This is a genomic window from uncultured Campylobacter sp. (genome assembly GCF_938045625.1).
Lineage (GTDB): Bacteria > Campylobacterota > Campylobacteria > Campylobacterales > Campylobacteraceae > Campylobacter_A.
Genome location: NZ_CALIAV010000092.1, coordinates 1 through 19931 on the forward strand (window position 1 = coordinate 1; position 19931 = coordinate 19931).

Annotated in this window: 22 protein-coding genes and 1 tRNA gene; 11 read left to right on the top strand and 12 right to left on the bottom strand. The window is 42.7% G+C overall.

All coding sequences use genetic code 11. From position 1 onward, the window contains the following. The 8 genes from Q0386_RS08490 to Q0386_RS08525 form a co-directional block, all read right to left on the bottom strand. Positions 1–339: hypothetical protein (locus tag Q0386_RS08490; protein WP_299029765.1), on the bottom strand; the 339-nt coding region annotated here is incomplete at its 3' end. Further along, positions 318–968 carry a type 4a pilus biogenesis protein PilO gene (gene pilO / locus Q0386_RS08495; RefSeq protein ID WP_299029768.1) on the bottom strand — a complete coding sequence of 217 codons (651 nt, stop codon included), beginning with the start codon at positions 966–968 and terminating at the stop codon, positions 318–320. The genes Q0386_RS08490 and pilO, both read right to left, overlap by 22 nt. Continuing rightward, complete coding sequence (locus Q0386_RS08500) at positions 968–2479, bottom strand: hypothetical protein (protein ID WP_299029771.1); 1512 nt, start codon at positions 2477–2479, stop codon at positions 968–970. The genes pilO and Q0386_RS08500 overlap by 1 nt, the downstream gene beginning before the upstream one ends. A gap of 107 nt (positions 2480–2586) precedes the next feature. Continuing rightward, on the bottom strand, positions 2587–3456 hold the full coding sequence (gene era, locus Q0386_RS08505) for a GTPase Era (protein WP_299029774.1): 870 nt from the start codon (positions 3454–3456) through the stop codon (positions 2587–2589). Next, positions 3453–4775: an HslU--HslV peptidase ATPase subunit gene (hslU, locus tag Q0386_RS08510; protein ID WP_299029777.1), complete on the bottom strand. Its 1323-nt coding sequence runs from the start codon at positions 4773–4775 to the stop codon at positions 3453–3455. The genes era and hslU overlap by 4 nt, the downstream gene beginning before the upstream one ends. 7 nt (positions 4776–4782) lie before the next feature. Next, positions 4783–5316 (bottom strand): ATP-dependent protease subunit HslV, encoded by a 534-nt coding sequence (hslV, locus tag Q0386_RS08515; protein ID WP_299029780.1) that lies wholly within the window; start codon positions 5314–5316, stop codon positions 4783–4785. Then, positions 5317–5763, bottom strand: a complete 447-nt coding sequence (gene rplI, locus Q0386_RS08520; RefSeq protein WP_002945216.1) for a 50S ribosomal protein L9 — start codon at positions 5761–5763, stop codon at positions 5317–5319. It lies immediately after the preceding gene. 13 nt (positions 5764–5776) lie between these two features. After that, positions 5777–7000 (bottom strand): argininosuccinate synthase, encoded by a 1224-nt coding sequence (locus Q0386_RS08525; RefSeq protein WP_299029783.1) that lies wholly within the window; start codon positions 6998–7000, stop codon positions 5777–5779. 166 nt (positions 7001–7166) lie between these two features. Here Q0386_RS08525 and Q0386_RS08530 point away from each other — a divergent pair, with 166 nt between their 5' ends. Genes Q0386_RS08530 through Q0386_RS08545 form a run of 4 tightly spaced genes read left to right on the top strand, consistent with a single transcriptional unit; the run spans position 7167 to position 9793 of the window. Then, complete coding sequence (locus Q0386_RS08530) at positions 7167–7412, top strand: S4 domain-containing protein (RefSeq protein ID WP_124851202.1); 246 nt, start codon at positions 7167–7169, stop codon at positions 7410–7412. Then, complete coding sequence (gene tsaE / locus Q0386_RS08535) at positions 7409–7810, top strand: tRNA (adenosine(37)-N6)-threonylcarbamoyltransferase complex ATPase subunit type 1 TsaE (protein WP_299029786.1); 402 nt, start codon at positions 7409–7411, stop codon at positions 7808–7810. Before Q0386_RS08530 ends, tsaE begins: the two co-directional genes overlap by 4 nt. Next, positions 7803–8531: an LPS export ABC transporter ATP-binding protein gene (gene lptB, locus Q0386_RS08540; protein ID WP_299029789.1), complete on the top strand. Its 729-nt coding sequence runs from the start codon at positions 7803–7805 to the stop codon at positions 8529–8531. The genes tsaE and lptB overlap by 8 nt, the downstream gene beginning before the upstream one ends. Continuing rightward, positions 8531–9793 (top strand): RNA polymerase factor sigma-54, encoded by a 1263-nt coding sequence (locus Q0386_RS08545; protein ID WP_299029792.1) that lies wholly within the window; start codon positions 8531–8533, stop codon positions 9791–9793. Before lptB ends, Q0386_RS08545 begins: the two co-directional genes overlap by 1 nt. A 523-nt stretch (positions 9794–10316) precedes the next feature. Here the strand turns inward: Q0386_RS08545 and Q0386_RS08550 are convergent. The 4 genes from Q0386_RS08550 to Q0386_RS08565 are packed head-to-tail and all read right to left on the bottom strand — an operon-like array spanning position 10317 to position 13567. After that, a complete protein-coding gene (locus Q0386_RS08550) occupies positions 10317–11135 on the bottom strand; it encodes an adenylosuccinate lyase (RefSeq protein WP_299029795.1) in 819 nt (272 codons plus the stop codon). Positions 11136–11170: 35 nt separating this feature from the next. Next, positions 11171–11893: an arginyltransferase gene (locus Q0386_RS08555; RefSeq protein WP_299029798.1), complete on the bottom strand. Its 723-nt coding sequence runs from the start codon at positions 11891–11893 to the stop codon at positions 11171–11173. Continuing rightward, on the bottom strand, positions 11887–12108 hold the full coding sequence (locus Q0386_RS08560; RefSeq protein ID WP_122867930.1) for a hypothetical protein: 222 nt from the start codon (positions 12106–12108) through the stop codon (positions 11887–11889). The genes Q0386_RS08555 and Q0386_RS08560 overlap by 7 nt, the downstream gene beginning before the upstream one ends. Next, positions 12101–13567, bottom strand: coding sequence for an acetyl-CoA carboxylase subunit A (locus Q0386_RS08565; RefSeq protein WP_299029803.1), 1467 nt, complete (start codon positions 13565–13567; stop codon positions 12101–12103). Before Q0386_RS08565 ends, Q0386_RS08560 begins: the two co-directional genes overlap by 8 nt. Positions 13568–13976: 409 nt before the next feature. On the opposite strand from Q0386_RS08565, the gene Q0386_RS08570 reads away from it, so the two are divergent. The 7 genes from Q0386_RS08570 to Q0386_RS08600 all read left to right on the top strand — a co-directional run bounded on the left by Q0386_RS08570 (position 13977) and on the right by Q0386_RS08600 (position 19153). Continuing rightward, positions 13977–14053, top strand: a tRNA-Arg gene (locus Q0386_RS08570). A gap of 411 nt (positions 14054–14464) precedes the next feature. Beyond that, entirely contained in the window at positions 14465–14812 is a 348-nt protein-coding gene (locus Q0386_RS08575) for a hypothetical protein (protein ID WP_299029806.1), read from the top strand. Positions 14813–14883: 71 nt separating this feature from the next. Beyond that, positions 14884–15480 carry a tyrosine-type recombinase/integrase gene (locus tag Q0386_RS08580; RefSeq protein WP_299029821.1) on the top strand — a complete coding sequence of 199 codons (597 nt, stop codon included), beginning with the start codon at positions 14884–14886 and terminating at the stop codon, positions 15478–15480. Positions 15481–15628: 148 nt separating this feature from the next. Continuing rightward, the gene (locus tag Q0386_RS08585; protein WP_299029809.1) at positions 15629–17164 is read left to right on the top strand and encodes a hypothetical protein; all 1536 of its coding nucleotides are present in this window, start codon (positions 15629–15631) and stop codon (positions 17162–17164) included. A 42-nt stretch (positions 17165–17206) separates the two neighbouring features. Further along, a complete protein-coding gene (locus Q0386_RS08590) occupies positions 17207–17479 on the top strand; it encodes a hypothetical protein (RefSeq protein ID WP_299029812.1) in 273 nt (90 codons plus the stop codon). Between the two features lie 142 nt (positions 17480–17621). Beyond that, a complete protein-coding gene (locus Q0386_RS08595) occupies positions 17622–17954 on the top strand; it encodes a hypothetical protein (protein ID WP_299029815.1) in 333 nt (110 codons plus the stop codon). Beyond that, on the top strand, positions 17951–19153 hold the full coding sequence (locus Q0386_RS08600) for a mobilization protein (protein WP_299029818.1): 1203 nt from the start codon (positions 17951–17953) through the stop codon (positions 19151–19153). The genes Q0386_RS08595 and Q0386_RS08600 overlap by 4 nt, the downstream gene beginning before the upstream one ends. Positions 19154–19931 lie beyond the last annotated feature (778 nt).

The following is a 19931-nucleotide window of genomic DNA, read 5'->3' on the forward strand; positions in this document are numbered from 1 at the left end:
TGGGAATTTACATATGGGGGATGAAATATCAATGAGATCTTTTACTCGATACCAATGTCCGCTAATTTTAGCTTTATTGCTAAATATTGCTTGCAAATCAAAAGTTTGATTATCCGAAACATTATTGTTATTTTCAATGCTAACGGCTTTTGTTTTTAAGAAAGGATCGGATATGGTTTTTAGTTCGGATTCATTTAAGCCTTTGCGTTGCTCATTTATCGCGCCGAATAACTGATTATAATGCTCTATCTCTTCTTGAGAATTATCCGCCATGGATATAGAGCAAAATATCGCTAAAAAAAACAAAGTATAAGATCTCATTGATATTTCATCCCCCATATGTAAATTCCCATATTCCCTTTTAGTTTACCATTGGTAGAATTTATATCTATATTATTCACATCTACTACCAATTTTGATTCTTCAATAGCATTTATATAGCTTACGATATCCCTATAATCACCGTCGACAGATATATTTACATCAAGTACTTGCTCTATTTTCTGCGCATTGGGTTCTTTAAAGGTATTTATGATTTTTGTTATTTTAACATTATTCTTATTTGCTAAAAATGCTAAATTATCTAAAAAATCAGCCCAACTCTGTTCGTTAAAAATTAGATATGATAGCTCTTTTAACTTATTATCAAAATATTGATTCATGTTTTGGGCATCGGCAAGCTTATTTTGCTGTTGTAATAACTCATTTTGTTTTTTATTTATCATAAAATTTCTATCGTCACCTTGGCTAACGGTACTCAAATAAGAGTTTACCTTATTTAGATCCTGGGTTATTCGATCATTTTCCCTTATGGATTCATCATAGTAATCTTGTACATACGGTATAATCCCATAGTATACTATCACGGCAGACAAGACAAGGGCGGCAAATAGCATAATTGTAACTTCGCTTGGTTTCTTTTCATCAAAATAGTTATCGATTTTTGTGAGTGTATTATCTTTTTTCATCATTTAATCTTTATAGTAACATTTGTTTCATATGAGGGCGCCCCATATTTTTTATCTAATAAAATTTCTTTTGTTAATATAGAGTATTTATCGGAGGTATTTATATTTTGCATCAACTCCGTTAATTTTTTTTCATCTTTACTTATTAGCGTAACTTTCATATCTCTATTTGAGTTATTTATCTTTGCGGTTTGTATGTCCTTGTTGTTTATTAAATTACTGAGTTCAAACAACACAACGCCTTTCATTGGATAGCTAACTTTTTTGTCATAAATTTCTTTAATAGTGTTTTTTCTAAAATCAATTACAACTTGTTCTTCCTCGATAGATTTTGATACACCTGAAATTTGTTGTTCAAGGGCTGCTATTGCCCCTTCTATCCTTATTTTATCAGCATTATTGATTTCATATTCGCTTTTTTTATCAGCAGTGTCTACGTCGGTAATAATTCCTGACACATAAAGATACAATGGATATAGTAATCCAATTAGTAGCCCAAGTAGTGTATATAGTATTAATTTACCGCTATTGCGTTGAAATAGTGGTAGTGGTCGCAGAAAATTGGAAAAGTTAAAATCGTTTTCTTGTGTTTCTTTGTAATATTGTGAATTGATTGCCATAATATTGTGAATATTATCAACTTCAACTTCTTTTGAATTTATGGCAATATTTAGATCAAGGTAATTAGTGGGTATACTTACTTTTTCTTGTATAAATTCTGCAAAATTACCCATTTTTACGTCAGTTACTAAATTTATATTTGAAACATTTGATCCCACAAAGCGACTTAAGCTATTTATTAAATCTCCTATGTAATAGGAAATCTCATCAAATATTTCAACTATAAAATCCCTACTTCTATCATCTTGAGTATTTGTTCCATTTTTTATGATATTTAAAAAAACATTATCATTTAGCTTATCGCCGCTTAAAGTAGCAAATTTCTCGCTAATATTTTTTATTGAATACCTAAGCGGTCTTGATTGAACATACTCTCCACTTTGATAAATAGCTATAAAAGCATCATCATCCTGCAACACCACGAAAGCATCGGTATTTTGGGCTGAAAGCATATTTTTTTTATAAAGCGCATGAAACATTAGCGGGGCGGCCACCACATAGTCTATATATGGAATTTTTTTAAGAGCCAAAGCGAATAATTGATCGGTTGATAAAATGTCAGATATAAATACGTTAAAAATTTTAGTTTCAGACGATATGCCTAAAGTTTCGTTATACACAATTTTATACTCAGAAGACGGATCTAGACCAAACTGCTCATAAACCTTGATTGTTATTAAATTTGATATATCATCCTCGTCTGTTGATAGCGGTATTTCTACACTACCCGACATGATATCTTTATATTTGATATACGACATAAAAAAACTATTTTTATTTGCTTTGCTTAGGTCTATTTGGGAAATTTTATTACCTGAAAAGGCATATGAAGTTTGCAAATACGGATCATGTGTTACTATGTTTGCTACTTCATTTTTATTTTTTGCCATTTTTAAGCATCCTTCAATATAAACTTCAAATTCTAAGTTAGTTTTGCCCTATACTGGGCAACTTGCCGCATTTATTATACCATAAAAATATATGACTTAATAATTATTTATAAAATATTCAAGCTTTTTATAGTTTTTTCGTCTTTGCGCCAGTCTTTTTTGACGACTACAACGAGCTTTACGAGGATTTTTTGACCGGTAAAATTTGATATTAACTTTCTTGAATTTATCCCGATTCTTTTGATAGTTTGACCATTTTTTCCGATAATCATAGATTTATGCATCTCGCGTTCGGTGATTATGGTGGCATAAATTTCAGTTATATCTGGTTTTTCTTTGACTTTATCTATGAGCACGTCGGTAGAGTAGGGGATCTCGTCGCTTAGATTATCATAGAGTGCCTCTAGGATAAATTCACGAAAAATTTCCTTCTCGTTTGTCGGCGTTAAGAATTCCGGATCGTAAAAATACTCGTGTTCTGGCAAAAGCTTGCAAATTTCATCCAAAAGCGGCTTTTTATAGGTTTGCTTTTTGACGCTAAAAGGCAAAAGCGCTGTAAATTTATCTTGAAATTTTTGATATTGCGCGATTTTTTCAAGCGCTTTGGCGTTTGAGACTTCGTCAACCTTGGTGAGCACCAAGATATGTGGTTTTTGTGGATTTAAATTTAAAAATTTGACGTAGTCGTATATGCCGTCGTGAATGGGCGCCAAAAACACGATCGCTTCGCAGTCGCCCATCGATTTTATCGCTTCGTTTATCATTAGTTTATTTAGCGTCTTGTTGCTTTCGTGAAGCCCCGGCGTATCGGTAAAAACGATCTGATCCTCGCCGTTCATCACGATGCCGCTGATCTTGCGCCTCGTGGCGTTTTGCTTGTGCGAGACGATGGTGATCTTCGCATCAAGCAAAAAATTTAAAAGCGAGCTTTTGCCTGCATTCGTGCGACCAATGATGCTTACAAAGCCTGATTTCATAAGATATATCTCGCTAGATCCTGGTCCTCGACGACGTCTGATAGGCGCTTTTCTACGAGGGCTTTGTCTACTTCTACCGTTTCGCCGCCGTGCTCGTTGGCCTCAAAGCTGATATCCTCGATCACACGCTCGATCACGGTGTGTAAGCGTCTGGCGCCGATATCTTCCATTTTTTCGTTGGCGTTTTGAGCGATTTTTGCGATAGCTTTTATGGCATCATCCGTAAATTTAAGCTCCACGTTTTCGGTCTTTAAAAGCGCTTCGTACTGTTTGAGTAGCGAATTTTTAGGCTGAGTTAAAATTTGATACAACGCATTTTCATCTAAACTATCAAGCTCGACTCGCAGCGGAAAACGCCCCTGAAGCTCCGGAATTAGATCGCTTGGCTTGCTGATGTGAAAAGCTCCCGCAGCGATAAAAAGGATATGGTCGGTCTTTATGGCGCCAAATTTGGTCGTCACCGTCGAGCCCTCCACGATAGGTAGCAAGTCGCGCTGTACTCCTTCTTTGCTCGGATCTTGCCTGCCCGAGTTTCCGGAGCTTACTGCGACCTTATCGATCTCGTCGATAAAGATTATGCCTTCGTTCTCGGCTCTTCGCACGGCTTCGGTTTTGATGCTCTCCATATCTAAAATTTTATCGCTAGCTTCGTTTTTGAGCGCTTCTTTGGCATCTTTTACCTTCATCTCTTTTTTGACGGTTTTGTTGCTTAGGCCGATGATTTTGACGAAGCTCTCTTGCATTTGCGCCATATCGGGCGGTACATTGGCTCCTGCGTCAAAGCTATTTTGTACGACTTCTATCTCGATGCTTAGATCGTCTAGATCGCCGTTTTCGAGCCTACTCATCATCTTTTCGTAGCTTTTTTCGTAGTCGGCTTTTTTCTCTTTGCTTGCACCCGTTGGTAGAGGCGGCAGGAGCTTTTTTATTATCTTATCTTTTACGTATTCATCGATTTTCTCGCGGTTTTTCTCGCGCTGTTCGGCTTTAACCAAATTTACCGACGCGGCCGCCAGGTCGCGCACCATACTTTCAACGTCGCGTCCGACGAAGCCCACTTCGGTGTATTTGCTAGCTTCTACTTTGATAAACGGCAAGCCCATCATCTTTGACAAACGCCTTGCGATCTCTGTTTTACCTACGCCAGTCGAGCCTATCATTAGGATGTTTTTTGGCATGATATCATCTTGCATCGTTTTATCTAGTTTCATCCTGCGGTAACGGTTTCGCAGCGCGATGGCGATGATCTTTTTGGCGTCCTTTTGCCCGATGACGTAATCGTCTAAAAATTTCACTATCTCTTTTGGGGTTAAATTCATCTTTCCTCTATTCTAAAACGTAGGTTTTTATGTTCGTGTTTGTATAAATGCAAATTTCGCCAGCGATCTTTAGGCTTTCTTTTACGAGCTCCTCTTCGTCGATCTGGGCAAATTTATCAAGTGCGCGGGCAGCGGATAGGGCGAAGTTGCCGCCGCTTCCGATAGCGGCTATTTTGCCGTCCTCTGGCTCTACGACGTCTCCAGTTCCGCTCAAAAGGAAAATTTTCTCTCTATCAAGCACTAGCATCATAGCTTCTAGCTTGCGCAGATATTTATCCTTGCGCCACTCTTTGCTAAATTCGATCACCGCTTTTAGCAGGTCACCTTTGGCGTGCTCAAGATTGTTTTCAAACATATCAAAGAGATTAAACGCATCGGCGGTGCTGCCGGCAAAACCCGCCAGGACCTTGCCGCCGTGGATTTTGCGGATTTTTACCGCATTGCCTTTTAGCACCGTGTTGCCAAAGCTCACCTGTCCGTCGCCGCCGATGACTGATTTGTTCTTGCCTTTGTAGGCTAAAATGGTAGTCGCGTGAAACATTTATTCGCCCTCGACGTCTAGTTTTAGCGTAGCGCGCACGGCATGGCCGAGTTTGACGTCCACTTCGTAGATACCTGTCGCTTTTATAGTGTGCGCGAAATCAAACGCCTTTTTATCTACGACCAAATGATGATTTTTTTCTAAAGCTTCTGAAATTTCATCCTTCGTCACTGCGCCAAATAGCGCGCCGTTTGCTCCGAGCGGCTTTTTAACCTTGAGCGTGATTTTTTCGATCTCGGATTTTAGCTTTTCTATATTTGCGATCTCGTATTTTAGCTCTTCGGCCTTACGTTTTTGCTCGGCTTCGTACTGGCGCAAAACATCGGGAGTCGCAGCTTTAGCAAAGCCTTTTCCGATTAGGAAGTTATTTCCGTAGCCTTCTTTTACCTCTTTGATTTCGCCGGCTTTCCCGAGCGATTTTACGTCTTTTATTAGTAGTACTTTCATTTTTGTCCTTTATTTAGTTAAATTTGCGTCCGTTTTTGCGCCCGATGATAAATCTAAGCGCGTTTAGCTTGATAAATCCGTTTGCGTCTTTTTGATCAAACACGCTGTCCTCTTCAAACGTACAAAACGCCTCGCTAAAGAGATTGTCCGTTTTGCTATCGCGTCCTAACACGATGACGTTGCCTTTGTAGAGCTCGACTTTGACCGTGCCGTTTACGTTCTCTTGGCTCTTGTCGATGAGCGCTTGTAGCATGATACGCTCAGGCGACCACCAGTAGCCGTTATAGATGAGCTCGGCGTAGCGAGGCATCAGCTCGTCTTTTAGGTGTGCCGCGCCGCGGTCTAGCGTGATACTCTCGATCGCGCGGTGAGCTTTTAGCATTATCGTACCGCCCGGAGTTTCGTAGCAACCGCGACTTTTCATGCCGACCGAGCGGTTTTCGACGAGGTCGAGCCTGCCGATACCGTGCTTTGCGCCTAGGCGGTTTAGCTCGGCTAGTAGCGTCGCTGGACTCATTTTTTTACCGTTTATGCTAACGGGATCGCCTTTTTCGTAGCCGATTTCTATTATTTCGCTTTCGTTTGGCGCGTCTTTTGGACTTACCGTCCAGCGCCACATATCAGCTTCTGGAGTGTGAGCAGGGTTTTCAAGCACTAGACCCTCGTAGCTGATGTGGAGCAAATTTGCGTCCATAGAGTAGGGGCTTTTGCCCGGTTTCTTTTCTATCTTGATGCCGTTTTTTTTGGCGTATTTTAGTAGCTTTTCGCGGCTGTTTAGATCCCACTCGCGCCAAGGAGCGATGATGGTTAGGTTATCTCCCAGCGCGTAGTAGCCTAGCTCAAAGCGCACTTGGTCGTTGCCTTTGCCGGTTGCTCCGTGGCTTACGCCGTCGGCGCCTACTTTGGCGGCGATTTCGGCTTGTTTTTTAGCTATCAGCGGGCGAGCTATCGAGGTACCTAGTAGGTATTCGCCCTCATAAACGGCATTTGCTCTAAACATCGGAAATACAAAATCTCGCACAAATTCCTCTTTTAAATCCTCTATAAATATATTTTCGGGTTTTATGCCAAGCTCCAGCGCTTTTTGGCGTGCGGGTTCTAGCTCCTCGCCCTGACCGATATCGGCAGTAAAGGTCACCACTTCGCATTTATACTCGTCTTGCAGCCATTTTAAAATAATGCTTGTATCAAGTCCGCCCGAATAGGCGAGAACGACTTTTTTCACATCTTTTTTCATTCTCTATCCTTTATATTGAGATGACGCGTATTTTAGCCAAATTTGATTAATTTGTTATAAATATCTCCGCTAAAAACGCGTGCGCTAAACGTCAAATTTACATTAAATTTAATATGCGGCGGCGAGGAATTAAAAATTTAAGCCAAATTTGGCTAAAATCGCCGCCATGAGAGTAGATAAGTTTTTAAATACCGTAAATATAACAAAAAGGCGCGCAGTCAGCGAAGATATGTGCAAAAGCGGCGTCGTAAGCGTAAACGGCGTCGTTGCTAAACCGGCTAAAGAGGTCAAGATCGGCGACGTGATTACGATCAAATTTTTAACGAGAGAGGCGCGCTACGAAGTGCTAGCGATCCCGGAGACCAAAAGTATCCCAAAATCAGCCCAAGCGCTATACGTAAAAGAGCTATGATAGAGCTAAATTTGGGACTAGGTGAGCTTGACGAGGTAGTAAAAATTTTACCCCAAAGCGGCGTCGTTATCTTGCAGGGAAATTTAGCTAGCGGCAAAACGACGTTAGTTAAAGCCATCGTAAAGGCTCGCGGCATCGATACGGAGGTTACTTCGCCCACGTTTTCGGTCATGCAAAGCTATGGAGATAAAATTTATCACTACGATATCTATCAAAACGGACTTGACGCGATTTTACAAAACGGACTTTTTGAAAATTTGCTAGAGGAGGGGCTTCACCTGGTAGAGTGGGGCGACGAGCGACTGGAAAAGGCGCTAGAAAATTTGGGCGAAAAGTGCGTCAAGGTAGTCATCTCGCCTAGCCAAAAAGGGCGAAAATACGAGGTTTACGGTGCATAAATTAGAAGTTAAAGATTTACAAAAAACTATCAAAAAAACAAACATCATAAAAGGTATCTCGCTAGAGGTCAAAAGCGGCGAGGTAGTAGGGCTGCTAGGTCCAAACGGCGCGGGTAAAACGACGACGTTTTATATGATATGCGGGCTCATCTCGCCCTCTAGCGGTAGCGTGTTTTTAGACGGCGCGGACGTGACGAAGGTGCCGCTACACAAGCGTGCGCATATGGGTATCGGCTATCTGCCGCAAGAATCAAGTATATTTAAAGACCTCTCCGTCGAGGAAAATTTACTGCTCGGCGCCGAGATATTATATAAAGACGAAGCCGTCCGCGAGAAAAAAGTAAATGAGATGCTAAATTTGCTAAATATCGAGCCGATACGCCTGCGAAAGGGCGTGAGCCTAAGCGGCGGCGAGCGCAGACGCTGCGAGATCGCTAGAAGCCTCATTATCACGCCTAAATTTTTGCTTCTGGATGAGCCTTTTGCCGGCGTTGATCCGATCGCCGTTAGCGATATACAAGGTATCGTTCGCGACCTAAAGAAGCTTGGCATCGGCGTGCTCATCACCGATCACAACGTCCGCGAGACGCTAGCCATCTGCGACCGAGCCTACGTCATCAAGGACGGTAGCCTGCTAGCTAGTGGCAGCGCGAACGAAGTCGCGAACAACAAACTCGTACGCACCCACTATCTGGGCGAAGAGTTTAAATTTGTAGAATAATGCTAAAGCAAACTCAAGCTCCCAAAAATAAGCTCTCGCACACGTTGCGCTCGTGGCTGCCGATACTAAGCAGCAGCGTCGAGGAGCTAAAGGAGACGCTTGAGCCGTTTTTAGCGGATAATCCGTTCGCTAGCGTGCAGCAGCGAAATTTAAGCGAGCTACCAAGCGCCGCGCCATCCAAAAAAGATAAAAATTTCTTCAAAGAAATATCAAAAAATAGCGTAACTGATAGTATCGAAAGCTTTAGCGTGGCTAAAACCGGGCTCTACGACAAGCTAATCGAGCAGATAGATAAGCCGCTGTTTCCAACCGAAAAATCCCAAAAAATCGCGATGAAAATCATCGAGTGCATAAACGAGGAGGGCTACTACGAGCCTGAAGTCTTTGACGAATTTAGCGAGGCGGAGATCGAGTCGGTGCGCAAGCGCTTTGCCTACCTTGAGCCCGCAGGCATCGGTGCAAAGGACTACAAGGAGAGCTTTTTGTTTCAGCTTGAGGAGCTAAATTTGGACGAGAAGCTCTTTGAAAGCGCTAAAAAGCTTGCGTTAAATTTCGAAAATCTCTCCCAAATGCGCAAAATCCCGCTCTATAATGAAGCGCTCGCCGTCATCAAGAGGCTAAAAAATCCGCCCGCGATCGAGTATATGAGCGAGGCTGCGGCGATCATCCCAGACATCGTCATCGACACGAGCTCGGGCGGTATCGAGGTGCGCATCAACGACGATTTTTACCCAGAGATCGTCATCGACGTCGAGGGGCTTGACGAAAAAGAAAGCTTCGTCGCCTCGCGCGTAAAGGAAGCTAAAGACCTCATAGACGCGCTTGACATGCGAAAAGCCACGCTGCGAAAGATCGCCCTCATGCTAGTGGAGTATCAGTATGATTACTTTTTTGGCGGCGACATCAAACCTATGCGCCTAAAGGACATCGCCGAGGATCTAGGGCGAAACCCATCGACCATCTCGCGCGGTATCTCAAACAAATACCTCGAGTGCTCGCGCGGGCTCGTGCCTATAAAGAGCTTTTTCTCCGCCGCGATCGACGATGACGTCTCAAACAAGGCCATCAAGGACTTCGTGGCAAATCTTGTCCGCAACGAAAATCCCGCCAAGCCGCTTAGCGATCTAAAAATTTTGGAGTTTATAAAGAAGGAATTTAACGTCGAGGTCGTCCGCCGCACGATAACCAAGTACCGGCTCGCGCTAAATATCGGTAGCTCCAGCGAGCGCAAAAAGACCTATCTGCTGCAATCCGGTAAGTAAAATTTGACGCTTGGAGTGGGTCAAATTTGCCAAGTGCGAAGCAAATTTGAACGTAAATTTTAAATTTAAGCTGGGGGTTTGGCGGGGCTAGTATCGTATTTCTCTTGATTTTTAAGTCTAGAAAATTTAAAATATCCATATGAAGCGCATATTTTTTATCATTTTTGTCCTATTTTTAGGCATTGCGAGTACTTATTTGATTGAGGGCATCGCTCCCGGCATGGACAACATCATGAGAGGTTTATTTTTCGGTGTGATTTTGGCTATACCGATTTTTTGGTTATTTCGCTGTTTAAGGCTTATTCCTTGCGATCAAAATATTGAAATAACGCCTATAGATATATTTTTCGACGATAGCAACGGCGATAGTTACTTTTACGTTTTTAATCTTATTATTTCTTTGATTTTGATGTTATTTATAGGTCCTTATGCGTTAATTACGGCTATAGTTTGCGTGATTTTTCAGGGTACAATTAAACGGTTACTAAATTACATTTTTTATGCTAAAGTCTAAATTTAAATCTTATTCCACCGCTCCCGACTCAAGCTCTTTAAAATAAGGCTTCAAGCTCTCATAAGCGTTTTGGATACGCTGAAACTGCATTTTGTATTCGTCCAAAAGCTCGGGGCTAAGCGCGGCGTGAAAGTCGGGGTGATAGGCTTTAACTAGCTCCAGATAGCGGTTTCGCACATCCTCGAAGCTATCGTTTTTATCGCATCCAAGCACCGTAAAATGATCCTCGAAAAGGCTAGCAAGAGCAGCAAATTTGGCCTCGTTTTTCTTGGCGCAGATTTTGATTTGTTTTTTAAAATTTTCAAATTCCTCTTCGTTATAGTTAAAGATGATCGAAAATTTCATATATTCGCTTTTGTTAAATAGCTCCTCTAGACGCTCGCACTCGCCCAAATTTGCGATATTTAGGACGATTTGACCCTCGGCGGATAAAATTTGCTTTGACTCAAAGCCTCTAATTATGTGCGAGATGAAGGCTTCATTTGAGCGATCGAAGCTAAATATCGCGCCGCCCCGCACGAAGGCGACATCGACGAAAACCATGGCTTTGAGCGAGTTTGGTTGGATGTAGTGGAGTTTGATGGTTTTATACTCGGCGAAGTTTAGATTCACGTTTTTTAGCTCGTATCTTTGGCAAAGTTTTTTTAGAAATTTGACGAAATATTTGCGCTGAACCTTCTCATTTTCGTCGTAAAACGACATCACTTTGCCTTTTTGCCCCAGCGTCTTGGCGAAGTTTCGCTTTATGAGCGCTTGTAGCTCGAAAAACAGATCGGCGTCTGATGTTTCTATGCTTAGTGATTCTAGATTTTGACTTACTTTTATCAAATTTTGCCTTTATAAAACGCACTTGAAAGCATTTTTTATTCCGCTTTTTCCCACACGGGCGTTTCGTCTAGCGCGACGTATTCGCACAGACGCTCGTAGGGCTTGTAGTCGGCCTTGTAGGCTAGGCTAGGGCAGTCTTTGACGTAGTAGCCTAGATATATCCAGCGCAAATTTAGCTGCCTGGCTAATAAAATTTGCTGATAGAGCGAGTATCTACCGATGCTAAGATCTGCAAAATCCGGGTCGTAATAGCAATAAACCGCCGAGATACCGTCGCTAAGGATATCGACGAGATCGACGCCGATGAGCCGGCCGCCGGCAAAATACGCAATCTCCTTGCCAAACTCCGCATGCCCTGCGACGTAGAGCTCATAGTAGCGGCGAAAGTCCAGCTCGTAGTACTTCCACTCGCGCTTTTGCTGCATAAATTTATGATATTTTTTGTATAACGCCACGTGCGCGTCGTCTATGAGCGGCTTTGTGAGGATGATTTTGGTGTTTTCGTTTTTGCGTATCGTACGGCGGGCGGATTTATTAAATTTAAAATTTAGCGCATCGACCCTGATATTTACGCACTCGCGACAACCCGCGCAGTTTGGCTTGGAGAAATATTTGCCAAAGCGCCTAAAGCCGCGCCTAGCTAGAGCGTCGTTTACGGCAAAGTCGCAGCCGTCTATGTAGCGATACTCCATGCGCGAGTCCCTGTCCTTGAGGTAGGGGCAGGGGCTAGGCAAGGTGGAAAACGGCACGACTAGCACTTTTTGATATCCGCGTCCTTGACGTAGGCTAGAAACTCGTCACGCAAATTTTGCTCTTTGTGCGCGATGGCTTCTTCTTTGCTGAAAGTTTTTGGCTCAGGCTTTAAATTTTGCTTTGCGACATTTTTGGCGGCTGAATTTGAGCTCAAATTTGCATTTTGCTCTTTTTGCAGCTCTTTTTTTATATCCTTTAAACTATCGAAAAAATCATTCATTCGCGTGTTCCTCTTTAAATTTTCTAGCGTCTTTTACCCTTTGTATCGCTGCGGCGATGGCGGCGATCACCTCTTCGTTATCCTCGTTGTCTTTGGTTTTCATCTTTTCTAGCAGGGTAGGCATTTTGTTTTCGACGTATGACGTATCGAAAAATCCTCGCCTAAAGTCGCGCTCCTTGCTGATGCTGAGCAAAAACGGGATCGTGGTTTTGACGCTGCCTTCGATCGTAAACTCATCCAGCGCGCGTTTTAGCTTATTTACCGCTAGATCGTAGCTAGGGGCGCGCACGATGAGCTTAGCTAGCAAGCTATCGTAAAACGGCGGTATCTGATAGTCTTTATATAGGTGGCTATCGACACGCACGGAAGGTCCCAGAGCAGGGTAGTAGCCGGTGATCTCGCCAGGGCTCGGGATAAAGTTTTGCCATGCGTCCTCTGCGGTGATACGCGCCTCGATCGCAAAGCCTTGCGTGATGACGTCGCTTTGCTCCATGTCGAGGATTTCGCCGGCAGCGATACGGATCTGACGTACAATGAGATCCACGCCCGTGATCTCCTCGGTCACGCCGTGCTCGACCTGGATACGAGTGTTCATCTCCATAAAATAAAAGTTGTTGTAATCATCGAGCAAAAACTCGATCGTGCCGGCGTTGGTGTAGTTTACGGCCTTTGCCGCTGCGACCGCGGTCACACCCATGCTTTTTCGCAAACTTTCGCTCATCGTCGGACTCGGCGCTATCTCGAGGATCTTTTGGTGGCGGCGCTGGATCGAGCAGTCGCGCTCGGCCAGGTGGATGATGTTGCCGTATTTGTCGCCTAAAATTTGAAACTCGATGTGGCGCGGATTTACGACGTATTTTTCCATAAAAACTTCGTCGTTGTTAAAAAACGCCTTAGCCTCGCGCTTGCAGCTTTCAAAACTATATTCTAGCTCCTCTTCTTTCCACACTACGCGGATACCGCGTCCGCCGCCACCGCCGCTAGCTTTTAGGATGACGGGGTAGCCGATACGTTCGGCGTAGAGCTTGATATTTTCTATCGTTTCGTTGTTTAGCTTTTCGGTGCCGGGCACGATAGGGATACCGTTTTTATTCATCAGGTAGCGAGCGATGTTTTTGTTGCCCATTTTGCGGATGACATCGGCGGTAGGTCCGATAAATACAAGCCCAGCATCCTCGACTTCTTTGGCAAATTCGTAGTTTTCGCTCAAAAATCCGTAGCCCGGGTGTATGGCGTCCGCGCCGCAAGCTTTTGCGACCTCGACGATGCGCTTGGCGTCTAGGTAGCCTTTGATCGGGTCGATGCCGATCTGATAGGCCTCGTCGGCTATCTTGACATGCAGGCAGTCTTGGTCGGGCTTGGTGTAAATGGCGACGTTTTTGATGTGCAGGTCTTTGCAGGCGCGGATCACGCGAACGGCGATCTCTCCGCGGTTTGCGATCAAAATTTTATGTATCACTTGGCTTTCCTTTCTTTATCGTTTCTTGAATTTTACTCTTTTTTGCTTGCTGATGCTTGAAATTTGCTTTTTTAGAGTACGAACTTTGCGTACCGTCTTTAAATTTGCTCTTTTTGCTATCTTTACTGTTTTTGCTATTAAATTTTTAGCTTGCTCTACCTTATTTGTATATTTTAATGCTCGGTAGCCAGGCACGCTTATTTTTAATTAAATTTGTTGCGTAAGATAACATAAAGATTTTTTATAGATGGTTAAATGCGGCAAATTTGGCGCACAAATTTGAAATTTTATAGGCTTGCGGCGAATTTGATGTAGTAGGGGATGTAAAAATGTAAAATTTTTGCAACAATGTCAAAATTTATGAAAGATTTAAGAAACCTTTGGCTATACTTCATATTTCTTTTAAAGTGCGCTCGTAGCTCAGCTGGATAGAGCATTTGATTGCGGTTCAAAAGGTCAGGGATTCGAATTCCTTCGAGCGCACCACGATACTTACAAAACCGATAAAAATCCCCAAAATTCATGCTTTTATTTAACTAACGAAAACCGTTAAACGCGAAATTTATCAAATTTAACGCCCTAAAACTTCCCAACTTTACTTCCCAAGCGTTTTTGGGAAGTTTTTTTAAGCAAATCCCGGCAAGTAGGCCTCAAAGTTTTTATAATTAAATTAAAAGCGGGGTCGAAAATGAAACTCACTCAACAGCTAAACTTTAAAGTTGCGCCTGACGACGCTATTCGTGATTACAAGCTCCCAAGCGATAAAAAAGAAAGTCGCCAAATGCTTACCGATACGAGCTTGTGTCTGAAAATTAAAAAGCTTCACAAAAAAACACTACGCATGTAAAATACCGAAAAGATTTCTATTATTCAACAAACGGAAAACTAGTTAAATATTTGGGAAGTTTTGGCGATATGACCTATAAAGAAGCGCTAAAAGCTCTTGATGAGTTTTTGCTAGCCGTTCCTAGCGTTGCTAAAACTTCCAAAAATACTTTACGAAGCGTATTCGAGTTATATCTAACCTTTCGCCCTTTGCTTGCTGCAACAACCGTCAAGAAAAAGAAAACTATTTTTAACAAAAGGCTTGGGGCGCTTGCCGACAGGGACATTTCAAAAATTGAAAGAAAACATTTGCAAGACATTGCCGATGAGATATTTCGCGAAAAACTCTACGCTAGTCTTGATGATTATTGCGAGCTTGTTCATCAGCTTTGGGGTTTTGCTAGAAAGCGAGGCATTTAAAAAAAGATATTTTTGACGGCATTCTCTTAAAAGAAAGCTACGATTGCCCGCCTAGCGAAGGTTATGGTTGGATTAGCGACCAAGCCGATCTTGAGAGTTTAATCTCGTATGTTTTAAATTATCGCAGTCCTATATCCTCTATAAAAAAAGCTCTAATAATGGGCTTGGCTATAGGGCTTCGTGTCGGAAACGTCCGAAAGATGTCCGCAAATCATCTAAAAATTGATGAAAACGGCGAATTTTACTTACATTTTCCAAAAGATGAAAACAAAACCAAAGCAAATGGCGATGAATATCTAGGACTTCCGCGTGAAGTTGGCGAATGGCTATTGAGTTTTAATCTTAAAGGAAGTCAATTATTTTTTGGAAATACAAAAGGCAAGCCTTTAAGCGACGGGACTCTCTCAAATGCGCTAGGCGACTATTGTTCTGAAAAGTTAGGGGATAATGTTTGCCTTGTATTTCATAGCTTCAGGAAAATAGCCTCTACATTTTGCCATGAAAATATGCCTCAAAACGGGCTTATACCTTACGAGGTCGAGCGCACGCTTTTTCACGCTATCCACGGCGTAGCAGGGGTTTATAATAAATCAACGAATATCGCTATGACTCGAAAAGTTATAACGTGGTGGTTTAACTACTTGGAGTCTTTGGGGTTGGCGTTATGAGTAAAAAAAGAAGCGGGGCCGAATTAGTTGAAACTTTTTACAGCATTCACCTTTCGACCTCTGAAATATTAGCCAATATAACCTTATCAGCACATAAAACATCTCGGGAAGTTTTGCTAAAAAATATCCTATTTTTCCGGCGGTCGGTATGCTAGAAAATAGAAAATTTTTAAGCATAGATGACGGCGAGGTGATCGGTGATGAGCTTCTTGCTCGCTCGTCAATAGGTCGAGAAGTCCGCCTACGAACTATAGATATTTCAAAAACCCTCGAAAAAATCGGCTTTACCGCTTTAGGAATTGCAATCACGCTGGACAATTCAGGCATAAGAAAGCGTGGCACTTGCGGCCGTATGAGTGCAATCGAAGCTGCCGAAGCCTTAAGGCAATACTTGCGCAATCTAATAGAGGGCGAGCTAAAACGATATCCGCTTTTTGTAAGCTACGTATTTGAGGCTCACCGTGGCGGAATGCCCCATGTCCACGCTATGATTTTTTGCCTGCCTTTGCATTTTTCAAAAATAGCCTCATTCCTCGAATCGCACTTGTCACGCAAGGCCGTATCGGTCGAAGTTTTGTCACCCTCGTATCTCTTTAAGGAGGGGACTGGTGAGTGGCACTTAGAGCGAAAGGTAGAACAAGTCATCGGCTATGACGTCTCGAAGCTGCTCAGGAAAACCGCGAGCGAATGGGAGGCTGGCAAGAAAAAGACCTATAAATGTGACTCGATTAAAGGCTTGCAAGAACATAAAATCCTGCACAGTATGCAAAACTTTAAAATGGCTAAACGCTATCCGAACGCATACGTCGAGATCGATGTATTCATGAACCGGCTTTTAGAAGTTTGGAATAGCACCTTTGGAACTAAGAAAGACCGCGCAAAGATATCCTCTGAAATGTCGCCCGAAAACAGAGCGCCATATATTTTGGAAAAGGTCGTCATATTCCCGTCGTCAATTAGGAAAACTCGCAAGCCGAGAAAAAGCATGAAAAAAGAAAACACAAAACCTCTTGATCTGGATTTGAGGGCAAAAAATGGCGATCGGTATCACGCCAGCAACTGCCGTGTTTTTCTTAACGAGAAACAACTAAAAGTCCTAAAGATTGCTGCGCGGAAACAAAAAAACAAAGCGGGGTTAATCCACTTAATCCGCTTCCTTTTCAGTAACTATCAAAACGGCCTGACTCCTGCACTTTCGCCGTCACGCGCAAATGCATATCTAAATTTCGTCTATAAGCGACATCAAGAGCAACGACGGGCGCAACAAAAACAAGCTCGTGCAGATCGAAAACTCGCGCAGGAATATGGCGCAGACAATATTCAACAGTTATACGACTACCACCGGCACCGTGAACTTTGGGGCCAGGTGAAGGTTGAAGTCTACGAAACTTGGCATACGGAATTATGGCAGCGGGGGTTAATGGGCGACATCTCGGGCAGAGCCTGCGACGCAATAGTTGACGAGCTTTTGGATACGGAGGAGTATTGGGGGCTTAGCCTGCGCGAAAAATACCAGAAATTAGGACAGCTTTTCCCGAAAAAACGCACGGCAAATTTTGAAAAAGTGCCGCAAAAAACAAAAGAGAGCGAGGCGCAAAAAGAGCCCGAGTCTTGCCTTTTTGCGCCTTCCGAACTAGTGCCGACGTCGATAGAAAAATTAAATAAAAATTACCGGCTTTCCTGATATGATCTTTAAAACAAAATTCCAAAAAAAAAGGAGTCCATTATGGAACAAAATTTTCAAAAACCAAACCCAAACGTCGCTCTAGCGCAAGCTTCGAGCCAGAATCAAAAACCGCAAGAGAAAAAGCCTCTCAGTGAAAACGCGAAGCTAGTACAGGAGTTGCGAAAGCTTCTAAAACAAATCGAGAGCTTAGAAAAGCGGGAAAAGACTGCGCAAAATATTTTGGACAAGGCTAAAACCGAACTCGAAAAAATCGGCATGGAAAAGGTCAAATATGCCGAACTTCTCAAAAAGTTCGATGTCGTGGCTGTTTGACCTCTGCCTTTCCCCCTGTGGGGCGCGTTTCTACACTTACCCCTCGCGGGTAGGTGCATGTAATGCGCATTATCTGCACCGATAACCCCGCAAGGGGGTTACAGTGCCTAAATGCTAGAAAACAAAATAGAAAGAGGTATCAATGGATAACAATGCTAAATCGTGCGTAAGTATTCTCATTGCCAAACCCGGGCATTGCTGGCATAATTTTCGCCGCGGGTTTTTACCGAACGATTGTCATCCTGAATATTTGCACGAGAACGAATACACGCATACTTTTGCCGAGGCGCGAGATTTGGGGCAAAAAATGCGAGACGACGCAGTCGCCACGTATGTGAAAAAATATAATCAAAAGCCGCAATTTGACGAGGAAAAAATATTTTGGGAGGCATCGATTAACGCCCGGGAGTATCATACTTTGGACGACTTGCGAAAAGCCGCCAAAATAATCGAAAAAAAACCGGATATCGCATGATCTATGGTGCGATCCATCGGGACGAGGGGCACCTCAATGATGAGGGGCAATTCGTTAAAAACACCCATTTTCAAGTGCTTTTTATTTCGCTAGATGAAAACGGAAATAGTATGCACCGTATTACGCGCGGAAAGCGTCAGCTTATGCGCGATATTCAGACTGAAGTCGCCCGCGTATTAAATATGGAACGCGGGATTGACAAAAGAATAAGCGGACGGGAGCATTTGACACTGCGCCAATATAAGCAGGCCGTGAAGCTTCAAGAGCCGATTAAACAAGCGTTGAAACTTACGAAAGACGAATTGGAAGAGGCAAAAACAAAAATCAAGGGGTTAGAGGCGGCCTTAAAGGCCGCAAACCTTGCTGCCAGAAACGAATTAAAGGAACAAGGAGCAAGCCGCCCCGGCTACGCCAAGCTTGAGGATGAAAACGCCAAGCTAAAGGACGAACTGGCTGCCTTTAAAAAAACGACTGATAATGTTAGCGTTGATGACTTTGTAAAACTTTTTGAGGAAAAAATCAAAAAACTGCGTCACCACCCGAAAATCGATAACGAAGTGAAAAAAGCTATAAAATCGAATGGCCTACGATCTACTATACTGGGCGATTTTAAAAAAGAGGACGTTTTAGCTTATGTCGCCGACGCTGTTGCCACTCGGCAAGCGGCGATTAATACAATCAAGGATGCCCAAGCTGCTTTAAAAAAAGCCACAGTTAAAAAAGAAATAGACGTGTACGAACAACTGAAGGCTCTACGAGAAAACAAGATCGCTCAAGTCTTTTTGGGCGCCGCCTCAAGCAAACCCGACGTAGACGTTGATGCACTTCGAGCCGAAAATGCCTCATTGCTGAAGACTTTTGACGTCCTTCAAAAGCAAAACAAAGATCTCAAAGCCGACCTGAGAACTGCTACTGACCTTGTTAAGCAAAAAGACTCCGAAATTGCAAAACTACAAAAGAATCAAGTGGGTGTTAAAACCTCTGACGAATCTTTTTTTCAAGGTCAGGCTGCACTGCTCTCCGAGCTTGTGTGCTCGGGAATGCTTTATGTTGAGCCGAAAGGTAGGTATTTAATTGAGAGCTTGGACGGCTACCTAAAAGGCGAATATCCTTCTGCCGACTCTTTTGCCGGAATAAAAAGCGGATTGTTAAGCTACATTCCGCAAATAAATCAGCCCGAAAACGGGTTAAAACTTTAACCTCTGACTGCTCGCGCGCGTCTGGAAATACGGCGTTTGCGAGCATTTTTTGCGTTTTCTTAATAATTATAATAAAGATATATATGCAAAACCCAAAAAGCAAAAAACTCTCCTTGATCCCCTTTTCTTATCCTTGAAAAAAAACGCCGGGGGTATGGGGGACGAGTCCCCCATAGATGTGTAATTCGGCGCCCTCTCCCTAAAGAGAGGGCGACGCCTAAAAGTGAAAGAGAGAAAAACAAATTTGTATTTCTTTACGCTCCGCCGATTTTTTCGGAGTACTCAAAAATGCGGCTACGCTTTGACCGAGGTAGGGAATAACATTTTTTTACCCAATTTGCAAAAAATAAAATTTTGTGATATCATGCTTGCTAACAAAAGCGGGGAATGAATTAGTAATAAACTTTAAGCTTTCAAACCTTAAGCCGTTTAAAAAAGGTTAATTATCTTAGCCTTAAAATCTACGACAACAACTAAAAAAGCTTAAGTTTTTTACTATTTTATCCTACTTTTCGGCTTTTTCTTAAAAGGGTTGGGAAGGTACTTAAAAAACTTCCTTAGTTAGCTTAAAATGCCTGTATTTTGGGGTTTTAAGTATCGTGCTCGTTTCCCTTCGAGCGCACCATTTATTTCTTAATTAATTCTAGAAAGTTGGTGGGAATTCAGTTTAAACGAAATGATAATGGATATTTAAACGTGATACGTTATGGCTCGCGTAGCCGAATAGAAGAAAATTATTTAATAAATTGGTATAAACGAGATCAGCAAAAATAGGAAG